This window comes from Citrobacter sp. H12-3-2 (assembly GCF_009649895.1).
Classification (GTDB): domain Bacteria; phylum Pseudomonadota; class Gammaproteobacteria; order Enterobacterales; family Enterobacteriaceae; genus Citrobacter; species Citrobacter portucalensis.
The window spans coordinates 2,055,191-2,076,592 of the sequence record NZ_CP045837.1 but is presented as its reverse complement, the minus strand read 5'-3'; the positions used below and the strand labels follow the sequence as shown (position 1 = coordinate 2,076,592).

The following is a 21,402-nucleotide window of genomic DNA, read 5'->3' as shown; positions in this document are numbered from 1 at the left end:
CGCGCCAGTTTCAGGACGAATGTCAGCTCGCTGGCGAGGACTTTTCCAGACTGACCGGCTCAGTCACAGCAACATCCTCTGGATCATTCGCTTCCTGCAGCGGCACCATGCCGGACAGCAGCTTCACGCTGTACTCTGCTGCGGAAACAATCTCCAGCGGCCAGGTCATCAGTACTTCATTCTGGATCTGCTCAACGTCTTCTTTCGGCGTTTTGTGCGCCCCTTTCAGGGGATGTCCATGCCATAAAGACATGGCCACCAGCAGTGCGCCGGATTTAATCGTCATATCCATCGCCGCCTGCATGTCGGCATCGGTGATACTTTCCAGCGTCTTCAGGTGTTCAAGATGCTCAATACGCTGCAGCGCCGACAGTTCGTAGAGCGTGACGGTCTTGCCGTTGCGTTCGAACGGCTCACTTTTTAAAAACATGGATTACTCCAGAAAGCGGGGCCACAGCCCCGGAAGTCAGGCAACGGTGACTTTACAGGTCGCGACAAACAGCCCGTCGTTAGTCATCACAATAATGTCAGCGGTTCCGGCTGCAATACCGGTTACCGTCAGCACCGTACCGGCGACAGTCACCGTGGCTTTACCTGCATCCGTGGTGGTGGCCCGGAAAGATGGATCGCTTGCGCTGGCTGGCGCCACGGTGACATTCAGCGTGGTGGTGGCAGCAACCGCAACGGTGGTGGTCGATTTATCCAGGCTGACGCCGGTTACGTCAATCACTGCAGCAGCGCTGTCTTCAGCAAGACCAGGTTTGCCGTTGTTGCTGATTTTGACAGAACGGGTAATGGTGTCTTTTGCCGTCACCGTTTTACCCAGGCTGCTTACCCAGCCACGGAACACATCGATGGTGCCATTCGGGTATTTGATTTTGTACGCCAGCACGGTACCGTCATCAAACCAGCGAACCAGATCCTGCTGCCCGCTCTCGGCAGGTTTCCAGGCCAGCGTAAAACTGGCCTCCCCCGCCGATTTCTGGCCCTGTGAAGTGGACGTCCAGTCAGCATCCGCATCATCCAGATAGGTGTCGTCGTTTGATTCGGCAGTCAGTTCACCGGGCTGCAGGTCTTTAATCTTTGCCAGGCGCGTCCAGTCAACATCCGATAATGGGTTGGCGAAGGGGTTACCCGATCCGGAATAAATCCAGAGCGTGGTGGTGGCACCCTTTACCGGCGCCAGTGGGTTTGGTGTAGTCATTACGTCCTCACATTTCGTAAGTAATGGAATATTTCAGATCAGCCGAACTCCAGAGCCCAAGATCGTCATCGCGCTGGTAGTCATATCCCTGCTGCACCATGTTATTGATCAGGAGGGAAAGTCCTGGCACATTGCCAAGCACCGGATAAATACGTGACTCCATCCAGTCATCGAGCTCGGAATCGGGTACCTGCGCCGGTAAAAAGATTTCGATATGCAGCGTGGCCTGCCAGATATCAGCATCCAGTTCTTCGCCGGTATACCCGGCATCCGTCAGGAAGACAGCGACCGCCGGAAAATCCCCCTCCTCCAGTACCGCTGGACGTCCGTCAAAATAGAGTGCGTCTTTACCAATATGGCTCTCCAGCGCATCAATAATCGCCTTTCTAATATCAGTGTGTTTCATCGTTTCAGAATCAGCCTGAGTTGGTTTTTAAGGGATGCCCGAAGTTCTTTAGGCATATCCGATTCCATGAGCTTCGGCAGCTCATCTTTAAATGCGGTCGTCAGTGGCGCTGCCAGTGGAATGCTGACCACTTCGATCGGATAGCGGGGTCTGGATGTCCGTCGCATCACATGCCAGCGACCATTTTCCAGTTGTTGAATAAAGGCCCCGGGGAAACGAAAAGGGCCAATACGCAACACACTATTGGCCCCGTTTTTGTCCCGTTTTCTGCGGGATAACCGTACGCTGGCGGTACCGAGCTTTATCGCGGGCAGGTTGCCCCGGTTCACGCGGATCATTGCCATCGGCTTTTTCGCCGTGGCGCGTTTTATCCTCGCGCGTTGTTTTACCAGCTTGCGTGGCACCCGCGTATCTTTCGAGACAACTGCAACGCTTCGGCTGACTGCCCGGGTGGCGACACGGTTAACAGCCTGCGCCGAGGCCCGCGGAACCGCCGTATTGCTGATGCTGTTCAGGTTTGCTATAGCCTGTTCAAGCCCTTTTAAAGACATAGTTTTCCCTTAACGGCGCCGGGTCGCTGCGGGAGGAGAACCCGTACCAAGCCAGATATGGCAGGAGCCACAGTCATCAGGACCAATACGATCAACCCAGAAAGGTTTTCCGTTAATATCCAGCGTGTCCAGCCGCGCCAGCTGCCCAATCGTTGCTGATTTCACAAACAACGACGGGCTGGTCCCCTCGACACGGATGCCGGGTGTGGCGTAACCGATATTTTCCGGATCATCGAAAACACCACTCAACGTGACGCCAGAAATCGCGCCGGACGTTACCGTTGCATAAGTCCCCATAACCTGCCGAATAGTGTCATCGGCCTGTGTTATTGCAGCATCAAAAAGGTTATCGAAATCAGCCACACAGCCCCCTGCTAGTACTCGCGGACCAGTCCGAGTGCAACCAGGCTGTCCGCATCCGCTTGTGTCACGCGGATCACGGTACCCGCTTCCACAATAGATACCCGTTCATCGCGGGTCGCGTGCAGCGCCTCAATGTGCAGCGTGGTCAGCGTTTCGACGGCCATCAGCGCGCTATCTGTTCTGCCGCTTAACACAGTATCCACTGGCGGCACGGGTTCTGCGGCGCCGGTGGATGCACTACCATCACTTACGCCACCATTTTCAACACTATCGGTATCAGTGCCGTCATTCAGTTCTTCCTCCAGCTCTGCAATGCGCATAGAGAGCTCCTGAATGGTGCCACTGGTATTCACTTCCCGACCAAGCTGCGCGCCAAGCTCATTAAGCCGCGCAATCAACTTTTCTTTTTCTGTCATAAGAACAACTCCGGAACAGGGCCCCGCAGGGCCACAGAATGGACATCAGGCGAGTTTGACAGACACGAACGCATCCGGGTCAGCCAGCAGCATCAGTGGTGCAGACTGGATCATGGTGAACTCACGCGCCGGATCGCCTGTCTGTACCCAGTTTTTCGGATAACGCGTGGAAGCGTTAATGCCTTCACGCTGGGCATCCACATCCTGAATGCAGCCGTAGGTGCGCAAGCCGCGGGCCTGGGTATTACCCAGCACCATGCTCAAATCCGGCAGGTAGTTCTTTTTGGTATCGTCTTCAATGTATTGCCCGGAGTAGACGACAATGGCCACATCGCCATACATTCCCTTATAGGAGACCGCTTCACCCAGATCCTTCAGGGCCGTTTCCAGTTCAGAGTTAGAACCGCGACGGGTGTCGAGCTTCTCTTTTACCGATTTGAATGAACGGAACAACGCCCAGCCCTTCGGATCAAAGACGATAATATTGACCACGCCGCTGGCGTTCAGCGCATAGGTTTCAATATCGTCAGTGGGGTCATAGGTTTCTTTGTCGCGGGTGCTCCATGCCGCAGCGCCTGCCTGGATGATGTTGTTTCCGGCACTGCGTCCCATATCCACCTCAACCGGTTCAAACGCTTCGCCGGTCATGGTGTATTTACCGTTGAGGACAGCAGCCACCGCCTGTTTCTCTTCCACCTGGGCAATCGCCAGCTCCTCATCCTTCATGTTCTGCAGGATAATGCGACGGCGGCGGTAGGCCGGGTCAGCCAGATTTTGCGGATCTTCATCCGGCAGGCGACGCAGCGTCATCTGTGGGTTTACCTCGTGCTTGGGTTTGACGTAACCCGGCGTAAACTCTGACGTTGCGCCGCCGCGGGAGCGGATAACCTTGCCGGAAATAACAGGAGAGACGTACAGCGCCATGTTGACCATGCCCGGGATTTGCGACAGATACACCTTCTCGGTGCTGAAGGGGTAGCTTTCACGGAAGAAGATACGCAGGAAAAGCGGATCGAATTTGAATTTCTTCTCATTGACCGCCAGCAGTTGGGCCGTTGTGTAAATTGACATAGATTTTTCCCGTAAAAAAAGCCGCGATGGCGGCTTCTGTGGATGATGGTTAGTGTTAAGTCGGATGTCAGACGATACTGATGGCTGTACCTGCGAATGCGTTGCGTTTGATGTGTTCATCCGTCACCGCATCCGGCCAGAGCACATCTTCAATACGGAAAGAGCCGGACTTATAGAATGCCAGCTCAGTGCTGCTCTGGTCGGCAGACACCGCCAGAACGCCACAGGCAGCCCCAGCATGCTGGCCATCCCAGACGGTCAGCTTGCCGGAAGTGGCATCCAGCATCAGGGGTGTCATCGCCGGTACTGCTTTCGTCAGTTCACCAGGTGCAAAACCGGTATGCGCCGGATCACTGTTCCCGAGGGGCTGATTGTGCGTAAATTGTTCAGTGTTAGACATGTTGACCTCTTATACAGGCGTATTTAACAAATCGTCACCCGCTTCGGCAGAAGCGCTACCTGCCGTTACGGTGCCGGGTGCGGTTTCCATCAGACGATCCAGCGCGGTATCCGTACGCGCCTGGGCACTCTGAGGAGCCGCGGCAAGGATGCGCTGGGCACTTTCCACCGTCATCCCTGGCGTTTCCGCCAGCGCGCGCGCCTGTGATTCACGCCCTTTCGCCTCTTCACAGTTCAGGATCCCCATAATGCGACCGTTTTCGGCTGCGACCGCCGCTGCCAGCTGGCTGCTGATATCAACAGTTGCACCCGCTGCAGGGTCAGTAACGACCGCAGCAGGCACGTCAACGGTGGTCACAGTCTGGTCAGCAGATGCTGCTGGTTGAGTGGTATCTGCGGATGCAGTAGTACCTTTCATGCTTCCTCCTCGGGAAATCATCGTTCGTTTGTTAATTGCATCGCGCATAACGTTCAGCGCATCCATGTTGTTGACCAGTTGCTCCGCCAGGCCGTTGTCTACTGATTCCTGGCCTGAAAACACAGCTGCTTCAGTATCAAGAACGGCCTGAACCGACATGCCGGTATAACCCGCCACCTTTTCAGCGAACATCTGCCGGGTAGCGTCGATACGCGCCTGAAAATCTGCACGTACCTCTTTGGGTAATTTCTCGTAGGGGTTCCCGTCCACCTTGTGATCGCCGCTGTAAATCAACGTGACCTCAACGCCGCTGGTTTTAAGGGCGGCGCCGTAATTGCTGTGGGCCATCATGACCCCGATGGATCCCGTTCTGGCCGTCTGCGTCACAAGCCGACGCGATGCCGCACTGGCAATCAGCTGGCCAGCGCTGCAGTTCATATCGTTGGCTAACGCCCATATGGGTTTGATATCCCGCATGCGGGCGATGATGTCCGCACAGTCAAAAGCACCCGCCACCATTCCACCTGGCGTATCCATATCCAGAAGAATGCCGTCTACACCCGGGTCACTTATGGCCTGCTGGAGGCGCGCGATGATGCCGTTGTACCCCGTCATCCCCGAATACGGCTGGAGTGAGCGGGTTTTACTGACCAGCGTCCCGGAAACAGGCAGCACCGCGATACCATCAGTGATCTGGTAGCTTCGCGCCGGCTTTGGCCCCATTTCCTCATCATCACCAAAGAGTGCCAGCGGTTCAGCCATCTGCTCTGCGCCAAGCGTAACGCCCGACACGGTGTCGGTCAGACGGGTGATACCTAACTGACCAGCGAGCGCGCAAAAGAAAACCCGCGCATAGGCGGGTTCAAGTAAAAGCGGCTCATTGAAAGCCATACTGGCAATGTGCGGGAGATTACGCAGCTCTGGCGTCATCGGTCCCCTCCTCATTCGATTTTTTCAGTCCAGACTCAAAGGCCGAAGCCGCCCACGCTGGCGGTTTAAGTCCCGCAGCGCGGCGCTCCATCGTTTCACGAACCTGCTGGGCAAAGATTTCCTGATAGTCTTCCCCGCGTTTGGCGCATTCCTTCTCATAGGTGCTCAGCCCCGCCTCAATGAGCATGACGGCCTCCTGCACCTCCTTCAGTCCGTCAATGGCCATTCGCCCGGAGCCGATCCAGTCAGCATTTCCCCAGGCGCTTCTCGCCTCCTGAAAACTGAACCGGGCTTTAGACGGTAATGTCACCACGCGGCGAACAATGGCCTCTTCCAGCCAGCATAAAAACATCTGACAGGCCTGGCGGGAGGCAACAAATTTTCGACGCCCCATAAAGTACGCCCAGGACTCGTTAGCACTGGCGCGGGCGGTGGAATAACTCATCTGCGAATAGTTGCGAGAGAGTTGCTCATACGACACCCCCAGCCCTGCAGCAATGTAGCGCAGCAGAGATTGTTCAAACGTCGAATAGCCGTTGTCAGTGTCCTGCGCTGACTGAAGATTCAGGGAGTCGCCCGGCATCAGATGCGGCACCTTCGCGCCCCCGAGACGAACCGGCGCCGCGGTATAGTACGAGGCCATCTCCCCCAGCCAGCCGGTCATCTTGCTTTGCTGCTCTTTACTGTCTGAGCCGAGAATAAAGTCCATCGCGGTTTGCGTATCCAGCTCACTTTCAATCGTGGCGGCATACATCGCCTTGACAATCGCGCTCTGGAGCTGCGTATTCTGCAGCGTATCGAGCATTTTCATTTGCTCCATGACGCTGTAAAACACGTTGGCACCGCGTGTCTGCCCATCTTCCAGGGGTTCAAACACGTGGATAAAGGAAGGCCGTCCGCCGGGCAGTTCACGCGGGATGTAGGTCCACTTCTGCGCCATCCACCCCGGATAGCCATCCTCGCTGACGTAATATCCCAGCGCGGCGCCACTGTCATTTGTTCTGACACCTGCCCGGCAGTTTCGCGTGTCTCCGGCGTTATTGGGGTTGCTGATGCGTTTTGGGCTCACCATTTTGAACTGTGTGCGGAAAAGACGCGTGGAATCACTGTCCCAGGTGGCCTGTGCACATAACTCACCGTTAAACGCATGCATGGAAACACCCTCGCGGATCATCATGGTGAATGTACGCTTACGTTCCGCATCAATGCAGCAGCAATCATCCTCCGCAAATTCTTTCCAGGCCGCCTCAACTTCACGGGAGAACGCCCGGGCCTCTTCCTCTCCAATGCCCAGAAAACGCCAGCTGGGGCGATAACTGAGCCGGAAAAATGACCCGACAATGTGATCCTGATGGAGCTGTACCGCGTTTGCCGCATAGCCGTTATTGCGGACCAGGTCGTCAGCGCGCGCGTTACCACGGGAAAAATTAGGCAATAACGCAGCATCTGCGCTTTCACTCGGTGGGTTCCAGGCGCGGAGCTGACCGCCAAAGCCACCAGCACCGCCATGGTATCCGGCATAATCCCGCAGAGCGGTTTTACCGTCCGGTCCTAACAAAGCAGGTGTTTTCATGCGTAAAATCCTGCCGGTCCCCGGCGTCGTGGAGTGGTGCCAACCTGTGACTCAAGTTCGGCAATGTATTTCTTCAGGTCACTGACTGAAGTCGCAGTGAACTCAACCCGCCGGCCGTCTTTTTGCACCGTTGCCACCCGTTTTCCCATCATGAGGTCATGCAACGCAGCACGGGCGGCATCCAGATCAGTCTTTGTCGCCATTATTCATCTCCAGATAATGCCCGGGCATAATCAGCCAGGGTTTTGTTATTGGTCCGCCCCCCCTCTTCCTCCAGCAGGCTCGCGAGCAGTGAATCAAGATTCAGTTGCCATCGCGAAATACTGATCCGCAGGGCCGCCAGCGCATACACGAAGCAGTCCAGCGCCTCATTTCGTCGCTTTTTGCTGTCCCAGACGATTTTCTTACGCCCGTCCACCCATTTTTCAACCTGCTCCTCAGCAGTAAGCTGCTGTGCCTCAGCCAGATCGTAAATTTCGGGGTTATTGGGGAAATGCACGGCACCGGCAAGAGGATCACTCCCTTCCGGCTGAAGTGTTAAGCGGTTATAAATCTGCTCCTTTGCGGTATCAGTACCCACTTCCGTAAGATAAACGCCGTTCTTGTTGCGTTTACGCGGCATATTCGCGACGGGCTTGCCGTAAACGGAAGCCCCTTTAATCGGGATCACGCGAAACAGGCCATGCTTTTTTGAGCGATTGTAGACAATGGAGGGGTCAATACCGCCGATATCCCAGCAGATACGGGATACCGACATTTCCACGCCATTCTTTCGGAGATAGGTTTTGTCAATCGCCTCGTCCACCCTGACGAGGGTCGCTTCATCATCATGACGGCCCATAATGATCTGCCGGTCAATCAGCCAGCTTTCCTCACCGGGTCCCCATCCCCAGACGCGCATTTCATATCGATCCAACTGGGAGTCGATCCCGGCTGTCAGATAAGCAACACGCTCCGGTACGGATGCGCCGAAGAACTCTTTGCGTTCGGCCATGAGCTCCGCATCAGGCCGTTCACCAATTTTAGGCTCCCATGTTTCGCCCAGAGTGGTGTTCACGAAGGTTTTACGCTTTCCGGTATCCCCTTTCGTTTTTAGCCAGTCTTTGACGATCTGTATCCAGGTGGTAAACGGGCTGTATGCCGTCCAGATGTGAAACGTCACGCTGTCAGGCGGGTCGATTTCGGTGCCTGTTGATGAAAACCAGGATAAACCATCACGCGTCCAGATCCCGGTGGTGTCGCAGATGTAACGAGCCTCACTGAAATCCAGCTCCTGCTGCTTAATGACGCAGGCATTATGTTCACACAGGTAAAAGACGCTGGAGGGATCGCCAGTTGTCCATTTGAACCCGAACGGGGTTTCTTTGTCGCCGAACTTCAGGTACTGCTCTTCACCACAGTGCGGACAGGAAACATGAAAACGCATGAAATGCCCGGACTCGCTGGCAGCACGCTCAATCTGGCAGGTCCCCTTTGTTTTTGGCGTTGAGCCGCGAATAGATTTGGGCCAGACAGACCCCTCAATACGTTTATCACCCAGGAACGTCGGGGATCCCTCTTTCTCAATATCTTCATCGAATGCCGCCAGTTCATCGTAACCGGCGACATCGACCGATTTCTCACGATAGTTTTTCGCCGCTTTACCACCCAGACACCAGAACCCGCGACCGTTGGAGAAGCGTTTCATACTGAGCGTATTGTCCCGGTGCTTTTTTCCATACCAGGGGGCCAGCGCCAGAAGTGACGGAATATCGCGAATCGTCGGCTCAACATGCGACTTCATAAAGTTTTCGGCGTCACCATCAGTAGGCAGCCAGATAAGGGAATTTCGCTGCTTGTGCTGAATAAAATACGCATAAACACCCAGCAACATTTTTGAATAGCCAACACGGGCAGACTTAACAACGTTGACCTCACGTATGTAATCGTTACCCATCGCATTCATGATCGCGCGTTGAAACGGCAACGTTTCCCAGCGTCCTTCCTGGTAGGCCGACTCTTTGGGGAGATAGTAATTATCGTCTGCCCATTCAACCGCCGTTTGCGGCTCAGGTCGGTACAGCGAAAGTAGCCCTGCGCGCGCAGAGTGCTGCAGCCCCTTAACCTGACTGTTCGATATATTCACTCAGCAACCCCGGTATTATTTCATCCAGCGCAGCTGCTTTGTTCATGGCCTTAATGATGTCCTTCTTCAGGAAATCAATATGTCGGTTTTCCAGCTCCGGGAAGCGCCGCTGAACCGACAGAGGAACTCCATCAAGAATGCTGGCTACTTCTCCGGCCATCCGCGACAGCACGAACGTGCAGAATGCGGTTTCCACCACCTCAGCGGAATCTTTTGCATTTTTTAATTCCTGGGCGTCTGCCTGCGCCCGGGTAAGGCGGTGACGCTCATAGTCAATCGTACCTGGCTGGAGATCGGATTCCGATGCAAGACGAAGGTCTTCCACCTCCTTGCGTAATTTCTCATTCTCAATCGCCGCGTCGCGTGTGGAATACCATTCGATAGCCGCGGAAGATTCATAGAGGACCTCATTACCTTTTCCGCCGCCACGTGCTACAGGCATTCCCTGATCCTGCCAGTTCTGAATGGTTCGCACGCTGACCCCAAATATTTCAGAAAGACGCTTTTTGTTGACCTCCATAGCTCACTCCATACACAAAAACAGAGAAAGGAAACGCCCTCTGGCTATTTAGCCGTTTTTAAGGCTTATCGTTTCCTTTCTTTTCAGGGGGTGTTTGCAGTTAAAACAATGGATTAGCGAGAAGAAGAACGGAAACGGCAAATGCCTGAAAATTTTCATAAATAGCGAGAATCTGCGAGGTCGCCGCCCCGTAACAGGCCGGATCGCCGGAAAGGACCCGCAAACGATACTGATTATCATTTGCATATCATCATCGACGGCACTGCCGCCAGATAACACCACCGGGTAAACATTCCATCATGATGGCCGTGCGGACATGGGAAGCCTGTTCATCCATCGCTTTCTTGTCTGCTGCCACTTGCTTTGCGACATCACGCGCCGCACATTCAGCAGCGTTTTTCAGCGCGTTTTCGATTAACGCTTCAGTGTTGGCATCAATACCAGGTTTAACTTCGAACTTATCGGTACTGATGGTTACCTTGTTCTGCGCTGGCTCATCACGCATGATATCAAAGCTGATGTTGTAGATATTGGTCACCGGCTGAGGTGTTTCGATTGCCGCTGCATGGATAGCACCACTGGCGATAGTGGCGTCCTTGATGAATGGCACTCCATTGCGAATAAGTTCGAAGGAGACAGTGTCACGAATACGCTGGTCCAGCTCGTCGATTGCCTTCTGTGCAACTGAGGTATCAATCTCAACGCCAAGCGTCATCGAAGCGCAATATTGCTGCTTACCAAAACGCGTATTGACCAGGTGTTCAATGGCAAATTTCTGCCCTTCTGATGTCAGAAAGGTAAAGTGATTTTCTTTCTGGTATTCAGTTGCTGTGTGTCTGGTTTCAGCAAAACCCAGCTCGCGCAATTCGGCTGTACCAGATTTAGAAGGCAGATCACCAGACAACAACGCGCCACGGAAAAACAGCGCATAAAGCACTTCATTAGCAGCGCCAGATAGCGTAATAATTTTCTCAGCCATTATTAGATCCTTTTTTAAGCGCAGCCCAATTGTTTGAAGGTAGAAGGACGACCACTGCGTAAGGCATGTTTATCATCACCGAGCACACCGATAACAATGCGTGCTCTTCCCTTTTTATCGCTGACGATCATTCCGTCATTGCGAATAAACACCCTCAATCCTGACTTTGATTTTTTGCCAAATTGCATAGCTATTTCCTTTTAGACGTGAGCCTGTCGCACGGCAAAGCCGCCGAAAGTTTACGGTTTGCCCAGGCTCACAGCTGAAAGACTTTCTTTGATGTGCGCGTGCGATGTGCATAAAAAAGCCCCGCTATTGCGAGGCTCTGGTTTTCTCAATCTCTCGGATCCCCGCCAGCTGGTTATTCGCCTTCTCAATAGCTGCCAGCAGTGGCTTTATCCAAAGAACAGCCTGGCAGTACGTTATTGAGCTGGCGGCAGCGGCGCTATCACCGGCTGCGTTAGCGTTCCCGTAATCGGTGTGCATTGCGCTGGCACGTAAACGGTTCGCGTAGTTGAGCAGCCCACCAGCGACATCAGCAGGAACAGGCAGATCACAGGTCTTTTCACGTTGGAGAATCTCCCGGTATTCTATGACAGTTTTCTCGGTACCAGCATCTATCAGCGAGTTCATGCGACTGGCGTTCTCCGCTACCAGGTTAAACCGGTTGAAGTTGAAAGCCTGCGTGGTTATTACCGTCGCCTGTAATGCGTTGTCGCTGCGAAGTACCCGGTTGTCACTCTCGGATGTGTTCAGCGCGGCGTTGCTGCGCACCAGCAGTACACTGAGCACCGCAATGATTACGACGACCACCAACAAAATCGCCGAGCCAATAATGGCGGTTATACGGCTCATGACATAATCACCCCAACAGCCAGAAACCACGGCCACGCATCATTGCCATGAAAGGCAAGCAGGGCGGCGATGAAGAAGCAAATCACATTCACTCCAGCCCCCACATACACACTTCACGCTCAATCTCACGCCTCGTGATTAAACCCTTCCACTGTTTACCACCGGCATATGTCCAGCGTCGCAGTTGTTCACATGCGCCTTCCGAATCACCCAGGTTGATTTTTCGTAGCAGTGTGGAGGCTTTGAAGTTTCCCGCGCCAACGTTATACACAAATGAGTACAGCGCCCCCCTCATCGTTTCGGGGATAGGAGCGTTGATATATGGGTTAATCTGACGGGCGACAATATTCAGGTCTTTATCCAGCAGCGCCTGGCACTCTGCTTTGGTGTAGGTCTTGCCGAGAATAATATCTTTACCAGTATGGCCCCAGCAGACAGTCCAGACCCCAACAACATCCCGATAAGGCTGATAGCGCACACCTTCAAGGCCATCATTACCCGTTGGGCCAGTAATCAACGCTGCAGCGATAGCAATAGCGCCAGCGGGTATAGCTGCAATAACGCTATTCTTCAGCTTTGGTGGCATAGCCATTGCGACGATCCTCCCGTTCTTTCCAGCGGAAATACCAGTTCACTGCACAGGTAATAACAGTGCATGCGATACCGACAATAATTGCCCAGTCGCTCAGGCTTAACCCTGCAATTCTGTCGGCCAACATCCAGGACACCTCTTTTGCTGTTTTAGCTGTTTCGGCATATGCCTTCGCTGATACACCGCAGCCGGTCAGCGTGGTGCCTGTTCCATATGAAAGTCTGCTGTAAATGGTGCTCATTCTGGTCATAGCCTCACCTCCGATTCTTCGGATGGCGCTGTGTGTGTATGAAAAGGGTCAGGCTTCACGGGCTGGATTTATCAACAAAGCACGTAGCGGATGATTCCCGTGAGCCTGAAATAGAAAAGCCCCGCATAAGCGAGGCTATAAATTCTTTGCCACTTCCCGGAGTGGCCACGCTCATGCCCTTGAGGTGCTGTCGCGTCATCGCCGCTGATAACCGGTGCGTATCTGGCATTCACGCTGCTTTACCGGAGCTTATTTTGATCTATGAACCCTTACCCATCACTACACAGGCTCGCCATTACGCGACTCGGGGCAGCATCATGACTGCTGCATTGCCTTTCGACTGCGGTCTGTCCGTTCTACCCGTGCATTTTCTTACCCTCCAGAAACGCAAAAGCCCCACGGTGTTATCCGCGGGGCTTGAAACGAAGGCATTAACCCATCGTTGGGATAAAATTAACACAGATTCGGGAAAAGTAAATGCTGGAATTAACTTCCATAGCCGTTATCGTGTTATTTGTTTCAGTTGGTTCTCTGCCCATGCCTCTTCAATATCGAATTTCGTAATCAGTTGATCATAGAACGGTTTAACAGACTTCTTCCACGTATCCAGGCTGATTACATCCGTAATCTGGCAAACAGCTGCGTGGGCCTCAGTTGACGGGATGCGCTCATATCCGCGACCGCCACAGCGCTTGCAGGTGCTGAATACTGGAACGCCTTGCTGCTTCGTTTCCTTCTGATTCACCGCTTTCCCACGGCCACGGCAATCACTACATGCGCAACTGATGGCTTTTTTCCCTTTGCACTGAGGACAGAGAACGCGCGTTATCTCTTTTACCTCACGCCTGTTTTGGTGCTGCGAAGGTATCACCTTCAAACCAAACGCTTTTGATGCCTTAATGATTTCTTTTGCATGTGCCGGCGTATTGGTTTTCATACTGAATACCTCAGCATCAATAAAGCCCTCACCGTTGCAGCAATCGCACCGTTTTACACTGGCTGCGCTGCGGGAATAATCCTCAAATGCGAAGGTGGCCAACTGGTGCATCACCTGAGGCTTAACCCCGAAATCCAACTTACGCAGCGCGGCAACCTTGTCACATTTGGTCATCGCGTACTCAGCCAGCAGTCCGATAGCCCGATCCCGGTCGTTATTGCTTATGCCCATCTTGCCGAGGAAAGCACTGTACCCCATAGCAGCGCGTTCCTGAGTCATGCCTATTGCCGCCATGATGTCGGTACCGGTCAGTGAATCGGAGGCGGTAGCGCGCGGAGAATCGCTAATCAGCGTGGATTTTGCGAAGTGGTATTTCACTGTGTTTTCAAGGTTCATAGCGCTTCTCCAGCATAAGTTTTCACGTAATTCTTCAGTATTCGGTAGTCCGTCAGCACAGAGCCGGGAAAGTGATATAAGCGCAATCGTTGCCAACGAACGCGGAGGTGATCGGCAAAATAGGATTCAAATGTCATGCAGCCTCCCTGCTCTTAATTAATCCACGGCGAAGCGCGCTGTAGTGCTTCCTAATGGTTTCGAGTTCTTCGATGGTGTATCGGTGTGGGACGTTATTGTTTTCGAGTGCCTCGACGCGCTCAGGCCCAATTTTCTCGATAAGGCCAAGGCGGTACTGCTGCTGATTGCCCGACAACTGCACGTTACAGTGGTGGCACTGTTTACTGATATTGTCTTCGTGATAGCGAAGATGTGATGCCTTACCGCGTGAGCGGTAGTGACCTGCTTCCCACTGGACGGTTTCGAACGTCCCGCAACTGATGCATGGCAAATAATGGTCACGCTCGCGAATATAGTCATTGACTACACGCTGCGTTAAATCTTCCCAGTGCTTCAGTGGCTTAACCGCAGCTTTACGCTGGCGCCAGGCGGCTCGCTCTTTTTTCTCAGTGGCGCGCTTTTTGGCAGACTCCTTGCGTTGTGCCGCCTCCCTGACCTTTCTGGTCTGCTCTTTTCCAACCGCGCTGGCGCACTCATAACCGCAGACAGTCTGCGTATCGCGAACAGGGTGGAACCACTGGCGGCATTCTTTGTTGGCGCACTTACGGCGCGGTAGCTTAGCCATGCTCAACCCCACGCCCTGTTTTGCCAGACCTTACTCGGGCGCGGCTCTTTCTCGCTTTCCGGCAGCTGAACGCTGACGGTCCAGGTTATGTTGTCGCGATTAAGGCTGCGTTCTACCCTGGCGCCACGGCGGCGGTAACTTGCCACCAGCTCGTCGGCCTGCTCGGTGGTGTATTCGTGATGGTGAAACCAGGAATATTTCATAGCCATCACCCCGCAAAGCTCATGAGCTGCGATGCGGCGTTTTCCGCTTCGCGCTGGTCCTTGAATGCCCGGGACAATACCCAGCGCCACAGAACATCGAGCGCGGCTTTGTACAGCTGCTGGAACTCGGTTTCATCCATATTGGCGAAGGCAATGCTGCGGGGGTGTTTGCGAAGGGTGCCGTCAGGAAGCTGAATAGCGTCATAGTGACCAGACTCGACAATTACCCAGGCACGGTACGCGTCAAAGGATTTACACAGGCTGATCCCATTGGTAATTCGGCGACTGGCTACCTGCTCCAGATACTGCTCGGCAGCATCCAAAAGAGCGGACTCACTTCCCCCGAACGAAGCGAGGAATTTAGCGTACCCGGTCACCAATTTTCGTTCGTTGGAAGAGATCGCCCCGCCAGTGGGTTCCCAGTATTCAAACCCGAGATTCAGGAGCGCAAAGAAACGGCGATGGAATGCGGGATTCCTCACCTGGCGAAATTCGGCTACCAGCACGGCACCGAGTTTGATTTTTGATTGCAGAACATCGCTGGTCTCCGGCGTCGCGGGGATCAGGATTCCTGATTGATGCTTTATTAGATGTAATTCGTGCGCCATGGTTTCTCTCCGTGGCGCATCAAGTTGTCAGTTGTTCAGGCTGACACTGATATTATGTACAGTTGATAATGGAAAATCAATGCAAGAAAAACTCCGTGTCAGGCTGGCTCAATCCCTGTAGAAATGGTTTTATGATGCGATGGGTGCTCCAGCCAGACGGTCCAGGCTACGGCCGCCTCCCATGATATATATCCGTCATCGCCATTTTTTTCCCGGCGGAGATCAACCGCGTCACCAAACCTTTCAATGATGAATTTTTCAAATTCTATGCGCTTTTCTTCGTCGTTCGCTGAATCCATGAACTCCCCTGATGCGTCCCATTAATCGCTCTTATTGCATAAAAAATAGCACATACAATAGAGAGTGAAAAACCCGCCGTAGCGGGTTATATTGTCGATATGGGAATTCCCATATCGCTTGTATGGCAGGTTATGCAGCCTGCTCTGTTCTGAAACACAACTCCGGCAAATTAGCACGCACCAGCGCTTCAGCAAACGGCGGTGGTACGGCGTTACCACATCGCGCAACCTGCTTATCCTTCGCGTACTTTTTGCCCCGATAGTCCTGGTCGATGATGTACCACTCAGGGAAGCCCTGCGCGTGATATAACTCGTGCGGCTGCAGCATGCGCATGCCGATATCAACGCTGCGACCGATTGCCAGCTCAATTCCCGTACTCGCCCCGCCGCCGCCGGCAAAGTTATCAACGATGATTTCTCTCACGCGTATTTCTCCATAGCGATGGCCAGTGACCGGGCCGCAGCGATTATTGACGGTACCGGCATTTGTTCCAGCCACATGCGGTTGATGTGATGCTTCAGGCGGCGCTGGTGATATGCCGGAAGATCCCCGGCACTTTCAATCTGGCTATATACCATTCCTACTTCGGCAGGCCAGACAGTTTCCTCAACATTCACCAGCAGCAGGTTTTCCAGCTCAATTATCCGGTTCGTGGCATATTGCAGTAGCTGATCCATCACTTCGTCTCCCGCCATGCCCGCTTATTACATCTCGGGAAGCGTTCTAGCCTCCATATCCAAATCATCCACAACATCTTATTAAATTCAGGTAGTGCCCGATAATCATCAGCACTCATTTCGAGGGCCTTGAATCGCCACTTTGCCACCTTGACCACCCGCCACAGCATCACCATACAAAACAGAGTGCAAACAACAAGGAAACCGAAAAAAAGATAAGTACTCACCTCACTCCTCCTGCTGCGGTGCTGCCGCAATCAGTCTACTCCACGCATCTTTTGAGTCTTCTGCACCGTGGTCGATAATTGAATCGAACTCGTCCAACATCGCCATTGTCGGCTCAACCGGCACCAGTACGTAACCATCCGGAATTTCCGGAGAGTTGCCAGCCTGAAGCATGGAGGAGCTGCGTCCGGCCTTCCACGCAGATTCAGCCATCACGCCGAGAGTTTGCTTAGCTGCGGTGGTGTATTGGTTATGCTGATAATGCTCATGCCATTCCCTGCCGAACCATGAATAGAAATTATCATCAGCGTCAACTACCGATGCTGTCTGCACTGGCGGCATATCTGGACCTTTGCGGATCGCTCTGGCAAGCTCGATTGGGTCATCGTACAACCAGTCACCTGTTTGCGGATGATTAGCCTCTGCCAGTTGTGCAGCCCACTCCAGACCGTCTTTGTGTCCTTGCAGATAGTCCAGCGGTAACTCTTCGCTATTACTTACAGGTTCGGCACCAAACGTCGATATCACCCCATCAATCACCTTCACAGCATCAGCCATTGCGTAGCCGAGATTACCTCCGTCGCTTTGTGCTGCTGCTTTGCTGAGTATTTCGCGTATCTGGTGCAGGCGATCGAGTGATACAGGACTGTGCGCCGGGTGGTTAGTTGTCATGCTGCGGTTCCTTCTGTCTTGTTAACAATTACGCCGTCGTAAACCTCTTTAAGATGCCCACGTAAATCCATGCGACGTAGAGCGCTAAACATGTAATCGCATTCGGCCTGCTTGTTAGCCTGAAATGGTTTGCTATCCCGATTAACCCAAAGCCCGTTACCAGGCCATCCGTGCACTTTCTTAACCCGACCTTTAATAACGTGAAGTAAGCCCCAGTCTGACGGAAGGTCTTCAACATTCACAATTCCCGGCTCGCTAATCATGAATCGCCAATCTCCCATGCCCTTCTCGGGTTCGATTCGGAAAGGCTTCTTACGGTCAGCTAACAGGTCAGAGCGAGAGCATTTAGCCTCAATCAGACAACTAGCGCCGTTGCGAAAACCGATTGCATCAGCCTGCTCCCCATATGGTGTCCATGCACGAAACCGATCATGAAACGCTACTTTGAAGCCGTTATTCTGAAGAAATCGCCACGCAATTTGACAGAGTTCGTCGTGCGTTAATGGTATTAAGTCCATCTCACTCCCCCTTCACGCCAATGCCAGCGGCGGCACGTTCGGCTTCACTTTGTTCCCAAAACCACTTGTGAAGCGCCATAAGCTCTTCGTCAATCGGTGCATATTTGCGGTCAAAGTAGGCCTGAGCATCTATCTCAGATTCGTCAGGCAATTCGCCAGGTCCAAACAGCGTGTTATAAATCCATGCCAGCCCATTCTTAGCGTCGCCAGTTGCCTGCCATTCGATAATTGCAGCCTGCATGACCAGAATGTTTTTCCCAATTAACAGGTCCAGTTCTTTGTGCCGGTTGCGGATGTATGCACTCTCCGCCGCCAGATCCCTACACTTGCTCTCGGCGTTAGCGAGCTGTACTGCTTGTTCGAGCACCTGCTGCTCAAGTTGTTCGTATGTTGGTTTCATGCTGATGCTCTCCCGTAAAACGCCAGTACACGCTGCATAGCCGGACTTGTGCGGCAAACTGATGTGATCATGTTTTTGCTCATGTTCGATTTGAGCTGCTTGATGTTCAGCTCCCCGCCGGGCTGAAGTGAATAGACCGGGCGATGCGGCTCGCCAGTGCGGATTACTACCGCTCTGCGTACCAGGTGAAGCAGCAGGTTGTGCGATTTCTTACTGTCACATCCCAGCAGGCTCTGAACCTGACGAGGCGTGATGGTCTGGTTAACCCGAAGGAAATCTACGATTGCCCACAGTGATTTGCTTGCCATAGTGATTTTCCCTCGCGGTTATTTAACGATCCGGAGATGGCTAACGTTCTTGCGGTAGCTGCCCCAGTCAAAGTTCACCCACATCCCGCCATCCATCTGGAGGCGATCGATAACTCGCACACCTAACGCGCCGAGAAGTTCGTCATGGTTCAGATTCGTCAGAACGCCAACCGGACGCATCGACGACAGGCGACGGTCGATAACCTGATTCAAGATGACTTTCTCACCGCTGCTTCCGCGCTGAATACCGACCTCATCCAGCACCAGCAGATCGACTTTGCAGAGGTCATCCAGAAGTGAAGCCTCTGACTGGCCACCGTCGTAGCACTCGCGAACGCGCAGCATCAGGTCAGGGATTGTCACCACCAACACAGATTTGCCACCGGACAGGAGATGATTTCCGATCGCTGCCGCAAGATGGTTTTTCCCGGTACCAGGACCGCCACTGAACACAAAACTCGCAAACCCGGCGCCGAAATTCTGTGCGTAGCTTTTCGCCATGGTGTAGGCCTTGCGCTGTTGCTCGCCGGATACTTCGTAGTTGGCGAACGTGCAGCTGCGATGCAGGCTCTGGATACCAGAGCGACCGAAGATTTTCTCGGTACGTGCTTTCTGGTTCAGCTTGTCCAGTTCCTCGCAACGTTTCAGACCTTCTTCCCGCTGCCACGCCAGAAGTTCTGCGGCATTGGTGAACTTCGGTTGAACGCCCGGTGGAATGAGTTTCTTCAGGCGCTCAAGAGCGCTGCCAGTACCAATCATGTTTTTCATCGCTACCCCCTGAACCCTGGTGGAATGGTGTTATCTGGTCGGGAAATCGTATTCAGATCCCGCATTCCTGACGACGCAGTCACTTCCCAGGCTTCCTCGTAGTGCTTAGAGGGGCCAAAGAACGTTGCGGCCTGTTTCACGTACTCGGTGTTAAGTTTCCCCGTAGCTTTCACGAAGTCGGCATACCGCTGTGTACCGTTGAGCAACTCCTGAGCTGTAGCTCCTGAGTTAACTCTGGCGTTCCAGGCTTTGCAGGCGTCGGCCTTGTTATTTCCCCCTGCGCGTTTTGGATAAATCGACCAAGCCTGCTCGAAGTCATCCGGATAGGCATTTTTTTTTGGTGGCGCCTCATCATCGGAAGAATCATCACTCTCTGGGGGTGTGGCGGAGCCATGCCCCAAAATGTTTTCTTCTTCCTGTTCCTGTTCCTGTTCCTGTTCCTGTTCCTGGTTAAGGAACGGTTCAAGAACCCTTTCTGAACCCTTTAGCTTCGAGCCACCAATGTGAGCTATCGCATCAGCCATAACCCGCGCCAGTTCTGGCTTCACCGAAGATTTATCCGGCACTTGAGAAAACAAACGCATAGCCGCTATACCCTGATTAGGGTTCTCAACTGGGTTCCAGCTCATGAAGTTCCGAATAAGGACCCATTTCGAGGCAAAATCACGCGTTGCAAAACCGTTCATAGATAGCTCATCAAACCCTTTCGCAACCCTTTCAGGGGTCCAGTTGAGGTCCTCCGAAACGTATCCATCAGGCAGTCGAAAACAACCAATCATGTTCGTGTGTTGCCCCGTGAGCAGATACAGCGCGAGCAAACGGGCATCATCAGAAACCCGACGCATTCCATCGCTTATCCAAAAAGATGTATGCACCTTGCCGTAATCACGCATAAAAACCCCTGAATGCTTAAATTGCTGTCGGTTCGTCAGTTCTGGCGGAGTGCTTAAAGACGATCTCGACGCACAAAAAAACGCATTCCTGACAGATTGAGACGCCATCCCCAACGACGAGAACGCCAGCAATTTCGACATTCGTCTTTCCGCAAAAAGAGCATTTATGGGTTGGCTGGATATTTACCTTGGTACTGGTTGCTGACATACTTACCTCGCAATCACTTTCCGTTTTTGCACCTGAAGGCCGTTGGTGTTCGAGCACCGCGGCTTTCGCCATTTTTGAACCAGTCATACAACCCCCAGCATCATCTGCACCATCTCCATCAGCGGCCCGGTTAAGCCAGGGTCAACGCGGTACATCTCCACGATCCCCTCGCTCAGCTCTTTCAGTTTCTGATGGCGCGGCGCATTCATCGCGACAGCAATCTTCGCTTCGCTGGTTTCCTTCTCCATACGCGCCAGGCGAGCCATGATGTTATCTTCTGGCAGAAGGCGGTTGCGGAACTCAATCGGCAGAACTGCGAGGATTGCCGGAGTCAGCTGGCGAACGTTCTCGCGGTACCGTTCGCTATTGAAATGGTTGTCCAGGAAGCGGAACAGCTTCTGGCGTTTTCGGCAGAGATCGTCAGGAAAAGTGATGTCATCACCGCCCTGCGCCTTGTACTCTTCGATGATCAGAGCCGTAACTACGCCCTGACCATCAGCGCCAGCCCAGGAGCGAACCGCGTCACGAATATCTTCATGGCTCGGCCCCCTGCGCGCTTGAGCGCGATTTATCATTACCTGCTGCGGCGATCCTGTATCCTGGTAAAACGTAAGTGATGGCATTTGCAGTCCTTTTATGGTTATGCCGCTAGTCAGGCGGCTGAATGAGGGAATAAATCGGATAGGTCAGGTCTGATTTCATGGGCTTTGACCTCTCCATTTGTAGCCTTGACGATAGACATGACGTGCTTCGGAGATACGGCACCACCATTCAACCACTTACAAACAGCTGGTTGAGAAACTCCGCAGGCGTCAGCAAGCCTTTGCTGACTCCCCACGATTTTCAGTGCCCTGCATATAACTAAATTCATGATTCATTCCTTAAATGGTAGCTA

Annotated in this window: 33 protein-coding genes and 2 pseudogenes; all 35 read right to left on the bottom strand. The window is 53.2% G+C overall.

The features are described from left to right. Positions 1 to 22: 22 nt before the first annotated feature. Positions 23 to 430, bottom strand: a complete 408-nt coding sequence (gpG, locus tag GHC22_RS09955) for a phage tail assembly chaperone G (RefSeq protein WP_008784480.1) — start codon at positions 428 to 430, stop codon at positions 23 to 25. 36 nt (positions 431 to 466) lie between these two features. Beyond that, positions 467 to 1,204, bottom strand: coding sequence for a phage tail tube protein (locus tag GHC22_RS09950; protein ID WP_048231668.1), 738 nt, complete (start codon positions 1,202 to 1,204; stop codon positions 467 to 469). A gap of 7 nt (positions 1,205 to 1,211) precedes the next feature. Further along, positions 1,212 to 1,610 (bottom strand): phage minor tail U family protein, encoded by a 399-nt coding sequence (locus GHC22_RS09945; RefSeq protein WP_003826202.1) that lies wholly within the window; start codon positions 1,608 to 1,610, stop codon positions 1,212 to 1,214. Continuing rightward, entirely contained in the window at positions 1,607 to 2,161 is a 555-nt protein-coding gene (locus GHC22_RS09940; protein ID WP_048231665.1) for a phage tail protein, read from the bottom strand. Before GHC22_RS09940 ends, GHC22_RS09945 begins: the two co-directional genes overlap by 4 nt. A 9-nt stretch (positions 2,162 to 2,170) precedes the next feature. Further along, positions 2,171 to 2,524: a head-tail joining protein gene (locus tag GHC22_RS09935; protein WP_153752832.1), complete on the bottom strand. Its 354-nt coding sequence runs from the start codon at positions 2,522 to 2,524 to the stop codon at positions 2,171 to 2,173. Positions 2,525 to 2,535: 11 nt separating this feature from the next. Next, on the bottom strand, positions 2,536 to 2,940 hold the full coding sequence (gpFI, locus tag GHC22_RS09930) for a DNA-packaging protein FI (protein WP_153752831.1): 405 nt from the start codon (positions 2,938 to 2,940) through the stop codon (positions 2,536 to 2,538). A 45-nt stretch (positions 2,941 to 2,985) separates the two neighbouring features. Beyond that, positions 2,986 to 4,011: a major capsid protein gene (locus GHC22_RS09925; RefSeq protein ID WP_103284335.1), complete on the bottom strand. Its 1,026-nt coding sequence runs from the start codon at positions 4,009 to 4,011 to the stop codon at positions 2,986 to 2,988. Between the two features lie 67 nt (positions 4,012 to 4,078). Then, on the bottom strand, positions 4,079 to 4,411 hold the full coding sequence (locus GHC22_RS09920; RefSeq protein WP_003826193.1) for a head decoration protein: 333 nt from the start codon (positions 4,409 to 4,411) through the stop codon (positions 4,079 to 4,081). 9 nt (positions 4,412 to 4,420) lie between these two features. Beyond that, positions 4,421 to 5,758, bottom strand: a complete 1,338-nt coding sequence (locus GHC22_RS09915; RefSeq protein WP_048231659.1) for a S49 family peptidase — start codon at positions 5,756 to 5,758, stop codon at positions 4,421 to 4,423. Then, on the bottom strand, positions 5,739 to 7,331 hold the full coding sequence (locus GHC22_RS09910; protein ID WP_003826190.1) for a phage portal protein: 1,593 nt from the start codon (positions 7,329 to 7,331) through the stop codon (positions 5,739 to 5,741). The genes GHC22_RS09915 and GHC22_RS09910 overlap by 20 nt, the downstream gene beginning before the upstream one ends. Further along, a complete protein-coding gene (locus GHC22_RS09905; RefSeq protein ID WP_153752830.1) occupies positions 7,328 to 7,534 on the bottom strand; it encodes a phage head-tail joining protein in 207 nt (68 codons plus the stop codon). The genes GHC22_RS09910 and GHC22_RS09905 overlap by 4 nt, the downstream gene beginning before the upstream one ends. Then, entirely contained in the window at positions 7,534 to 9,456 is a 1,923-nt protein-coding gene (locus tag GHC22_RS09900; protein WP_153752828.1) for a phage terminase large subunit family protein, read from the bottom strand. Before GHC22_RS09900 ends, GHC22_RS09905 begins: the two co-directional genes overlap by 1 nt. Beyond that, positions 9,431 to 9,976, bottom strand: coding sequence for a terminase small subunit (locus GHC22_RS09895; RefSeq protein WP_127791704.1), 546 nt, complete (start codon positions 9,974 to 9,976; stop codon positions 9,431 to 9,433). Before GHC22_RS09895 ends, GHC22_RS09900 begins: the two co-directional genes overlap by 26 nt. Before the next feature lie 250 nt (positions 9,977 to 10,226). Beyond that, the gene (locus GHC22_RS09890; protein ID WP_103284338.1) at positions 10,227 to 10,955 is read right to left on the bottom strand and encodes a Fur-regulated protein; all 729 of its coding nucleotides are present in this window, start codon (positions 10,953 to 10,955) and stop codon (positions 10,227 to 10,229) included. 14 nt (positions 10,956 to 10,969) lie between these two features. Continuing rightward, entirely contained in the window at positions 10,970 to 11,143 is a 174-nt protein-coding gene (locus GHC22_RS09885; RefSeq protein WP_153752826.1) for a hypothetical protein, read from the bottom strand. A gap of 124 nt (positions 11,144 to 11,267) precedes the next feature. Beyond that, positions 11,268 to 11,810 carry a hypothetical protein gene (locus tag GHC22_RS09880; protein WP_153752825.1) on the bottom strand — a complete coding sequence of 181 codons (543 nt, stop codon included), beginning with the start codon at positions 11,808 to 11,810 and terminating at the stop codon, positions 11,268 to 11,270. Positions 11,811 to 11,898: 88 nt separating this feature from the next. Next, positions 11,899 to 12,402 (bottom strand): lysozyme, encoded by a 504-nt coding sequence (locus GHC22_RS09875; RefSeq protein WP_153752824.1) that lies wholly within the window; start codon positions 12,400 to 12,402, stop codon positions 11,899 to 11,901. Further along, the gene (locus GHC22_RS09870) at positions 12,374 to 12,652 is read right to left on the bottom strand and encodes a phage holin (protein ID WP_001568784.1); all 279 of its coding nucleotides are present in this window, start codon (positions 12,650 to 12,652) and stop codon (positions 12,374 to 12,376) included. Before GHC22_RS09870 ends, GHC22_RS09875 begins: the two co-directional genes overlap by 29 nt. 502 nt (positions 12,653 to 13,154) lie before the next feature. Further along, on the bottom strand, positions 13,155 to 13,985 hold the full coding sequence (locus tag GHC22_RS09865; RefSeq protein WP_057064561.1) for an antitermination protein: 831 nt from the start codon (positions 13,983 to 13,985) through the stop codon (positions 13,155 to 13,157). Further along, entirely contained in the window at positions 13,982 to 14,122 is a 141-nt protein-coding gene (locus tag GHC22_RS09860; protein ID WP_001568781.1) for a YlcG family protein, read from the bottom strand. Before GHC22_RS09860 ends, GHC22_RS09865 begins: the two co-directional genes overlap by 4 nt. Further along, positions 14,119 to 14,727: a recombination protein NinG gene (locus GHC22_RS09855; RefSeq protein ID WP_103848778.1), complete on the bottom strand. Its 609-nt coding sequence runs from the start codon at positions 14,725 to 14,727 to the stop codon at positions 14,119 to 14,121. Before GHC22_RS09855 ends, GHC22_RS09860 begins: the two co-directional genes overlap by 4 nt. A gap of 2 nt (positions 14,728 to 14,729) precedes the next feature. Continuing rightward, positions 14,730 to 14,936 carry a hypothetical protein gene (locus GHC22_RS09850; protein ID WP_153752823.1) on the bottom strand — a complete coding sequence of 69 codons (207 nt, stop codon included), beginning with the start codon at positions 14,934 to 14,936 and terminating at the stop codon, positions 14,730 to 14,732. Beyond that, positions 14,936 to 15,538, bottom strand: a complete 603-nt coding sequence (locus tag GHC22_RS09845; protein ID WP_153752822.1) for a DUF1367 family protein — start codon at positions 15,536 to 15,538, stop codon at positions 14,936 to 14,938. The genes GHC22_RS09850 and GHC22_RS09845 overlap by 1 nt, the downstream gene beginning before the upstream one ends. A gap of 98 nt (positions 15,539 to 15,636) precedes the next feature. Further along, positions 15,637 to 15,837, bottom strand: coding sequence for a hypothetical protein (locus tag GHC22_RS09840; protein ID WP_153752821.1), 201 nt, complete (start codon positions 15,835 to 15,837; stop codon positions 15,637 to 15,639). A 130-nt stretch (positions 15,838 to 15,967) separates the two neighbouring features. After that, positions 15,968 to 16,189, bottom strand: a pseudogene (locus GHC22_RS09835) (DNA cytosine methyltransferase); the annotation flags it as partial. Between the two features lie 68 nt (positions 16,190 to 16,257). Continuing rightward, entirely contained in the window at positions 16,258 to 16,515 is a 258-nt protein-coding gene (locus tag GHC22_RS09830) for a hypothetical protein (protein WP_153752820.1), read from the bottom strand. A 228-nt stretch (positions 16,516 to 16,743) separates the two neighbouring features. After that, on the bottom strand, positions 16,744 to 17,412 hold the full coding sequence (locus GHC22_RS24655; protein ID WP_228553247.1) for a hypothetical protein: 669 nt from the start codon (positions 17,410 to 17,412) through the stop codon (positions 16,744 to 16,746). Then, the gene (locus GHC22_RS09820; RefSeq protein ID WP_153753972.1) at positions 17,409 to 17,921 is read right to left on the bottom strand and encodes a hypothetical protein; all 513 of its coding nucleotides are present in this window, start codon (positions 17,919 to 17,921) and stop codon (positions 17,409 to 17,411) included. The genes GHC22_RS24655 and GHC22_RS09820 overlap by 4 nt, the downstream gene beginning before the upstream one ends. A gap of 10 nt (positions 17,922 to 17,931) precedes the next feature. After that, a pseudogene (locus GHC22_RS09815) lies at positions 17,932 to 18,240 on the bottom strand (ead/Ea22-like family protein); the annotation flags it as partial. Between the two features lie 86 nt (positions 18,241 to 18,326). Continuing rightward, positions 18,327 to 18,638, bottom strand: coding sequence for a hypothetical protein (locus tag GHC22_RS09810; protein ID WP_153752819.1), 312 nt, complete (start codon positions 18,636 to 18,638; stop codon positions 18,327 to 18,329). Positions 18,639 to 18,656: 18 nt separating this feature from the next. Further along, positions 18,657 to 19,406 (bottom strand): ATP-binding protein, encoded by a 750-nt coding sequence (locus GHC22_RS09805; protein WP_153752817.1) that lies wholly within the window; start codon positions 19,404 to 19,406, stop codon positions 18,657 to 18,659. 2 nt (positions 19,407 to 19,408) lie between these two features. Beyond that, the gene (locus GHC22_RS09800; RefSeq protein WP_194841963.1) at positions 19,409 to 20,299 is read right to left on the bottom strand and encodes a hypothetical protein; all 891 of its coding nucleotides are present in this window, start codon (positions 20,297 to 20,299) and stop codon (positions 19,409 to 19,411) included. 16 nt (positions 20,300 to 20,315) lie between these two features. After that, on the bottom strand, positions 20,316 to 20,594 hold the full coding sequence (locus GHC22_RS09795; protein WP_228553243.1) for a ClpX C4-type zinc finger protein: 279 nt from the start codon (positions 20,592 to 20,594) through the stop codon (positions 20,316 to 20,318). Next, positions 20,591 to 21,130, bottom strand: a complete 540-nt coding sequence (locus GHC22_RS09790; RefSeq protein WP_153752815.1) for a toxin YdaT domain-containing protein — start codon at positions 21,128 to 21,130, stop codon at positions 20,591 to 20,593. Before GHC22_RS09790 ends, GHC22_RS09795 begins: the two co-directional genes overlap by 4 nt. A gap of 29 nt (positions 21,131 to 21,159) precedes the next feature. Continuing rightward, on the bottom strand, positions 21,160 to 21,378 hold the full coding sequence (locus GHC22_RS09785) for a helix-turn-helix domain-containing protein (RefSeq protein WP_086523734.1): 219 nt from the start codon (positions 21,376 to 21,378) through the stop codon (positions 21,160 to 21,162). Between the last annotated feature and the right edge of the window lie 24 nt (positions 21,379 to 21,402).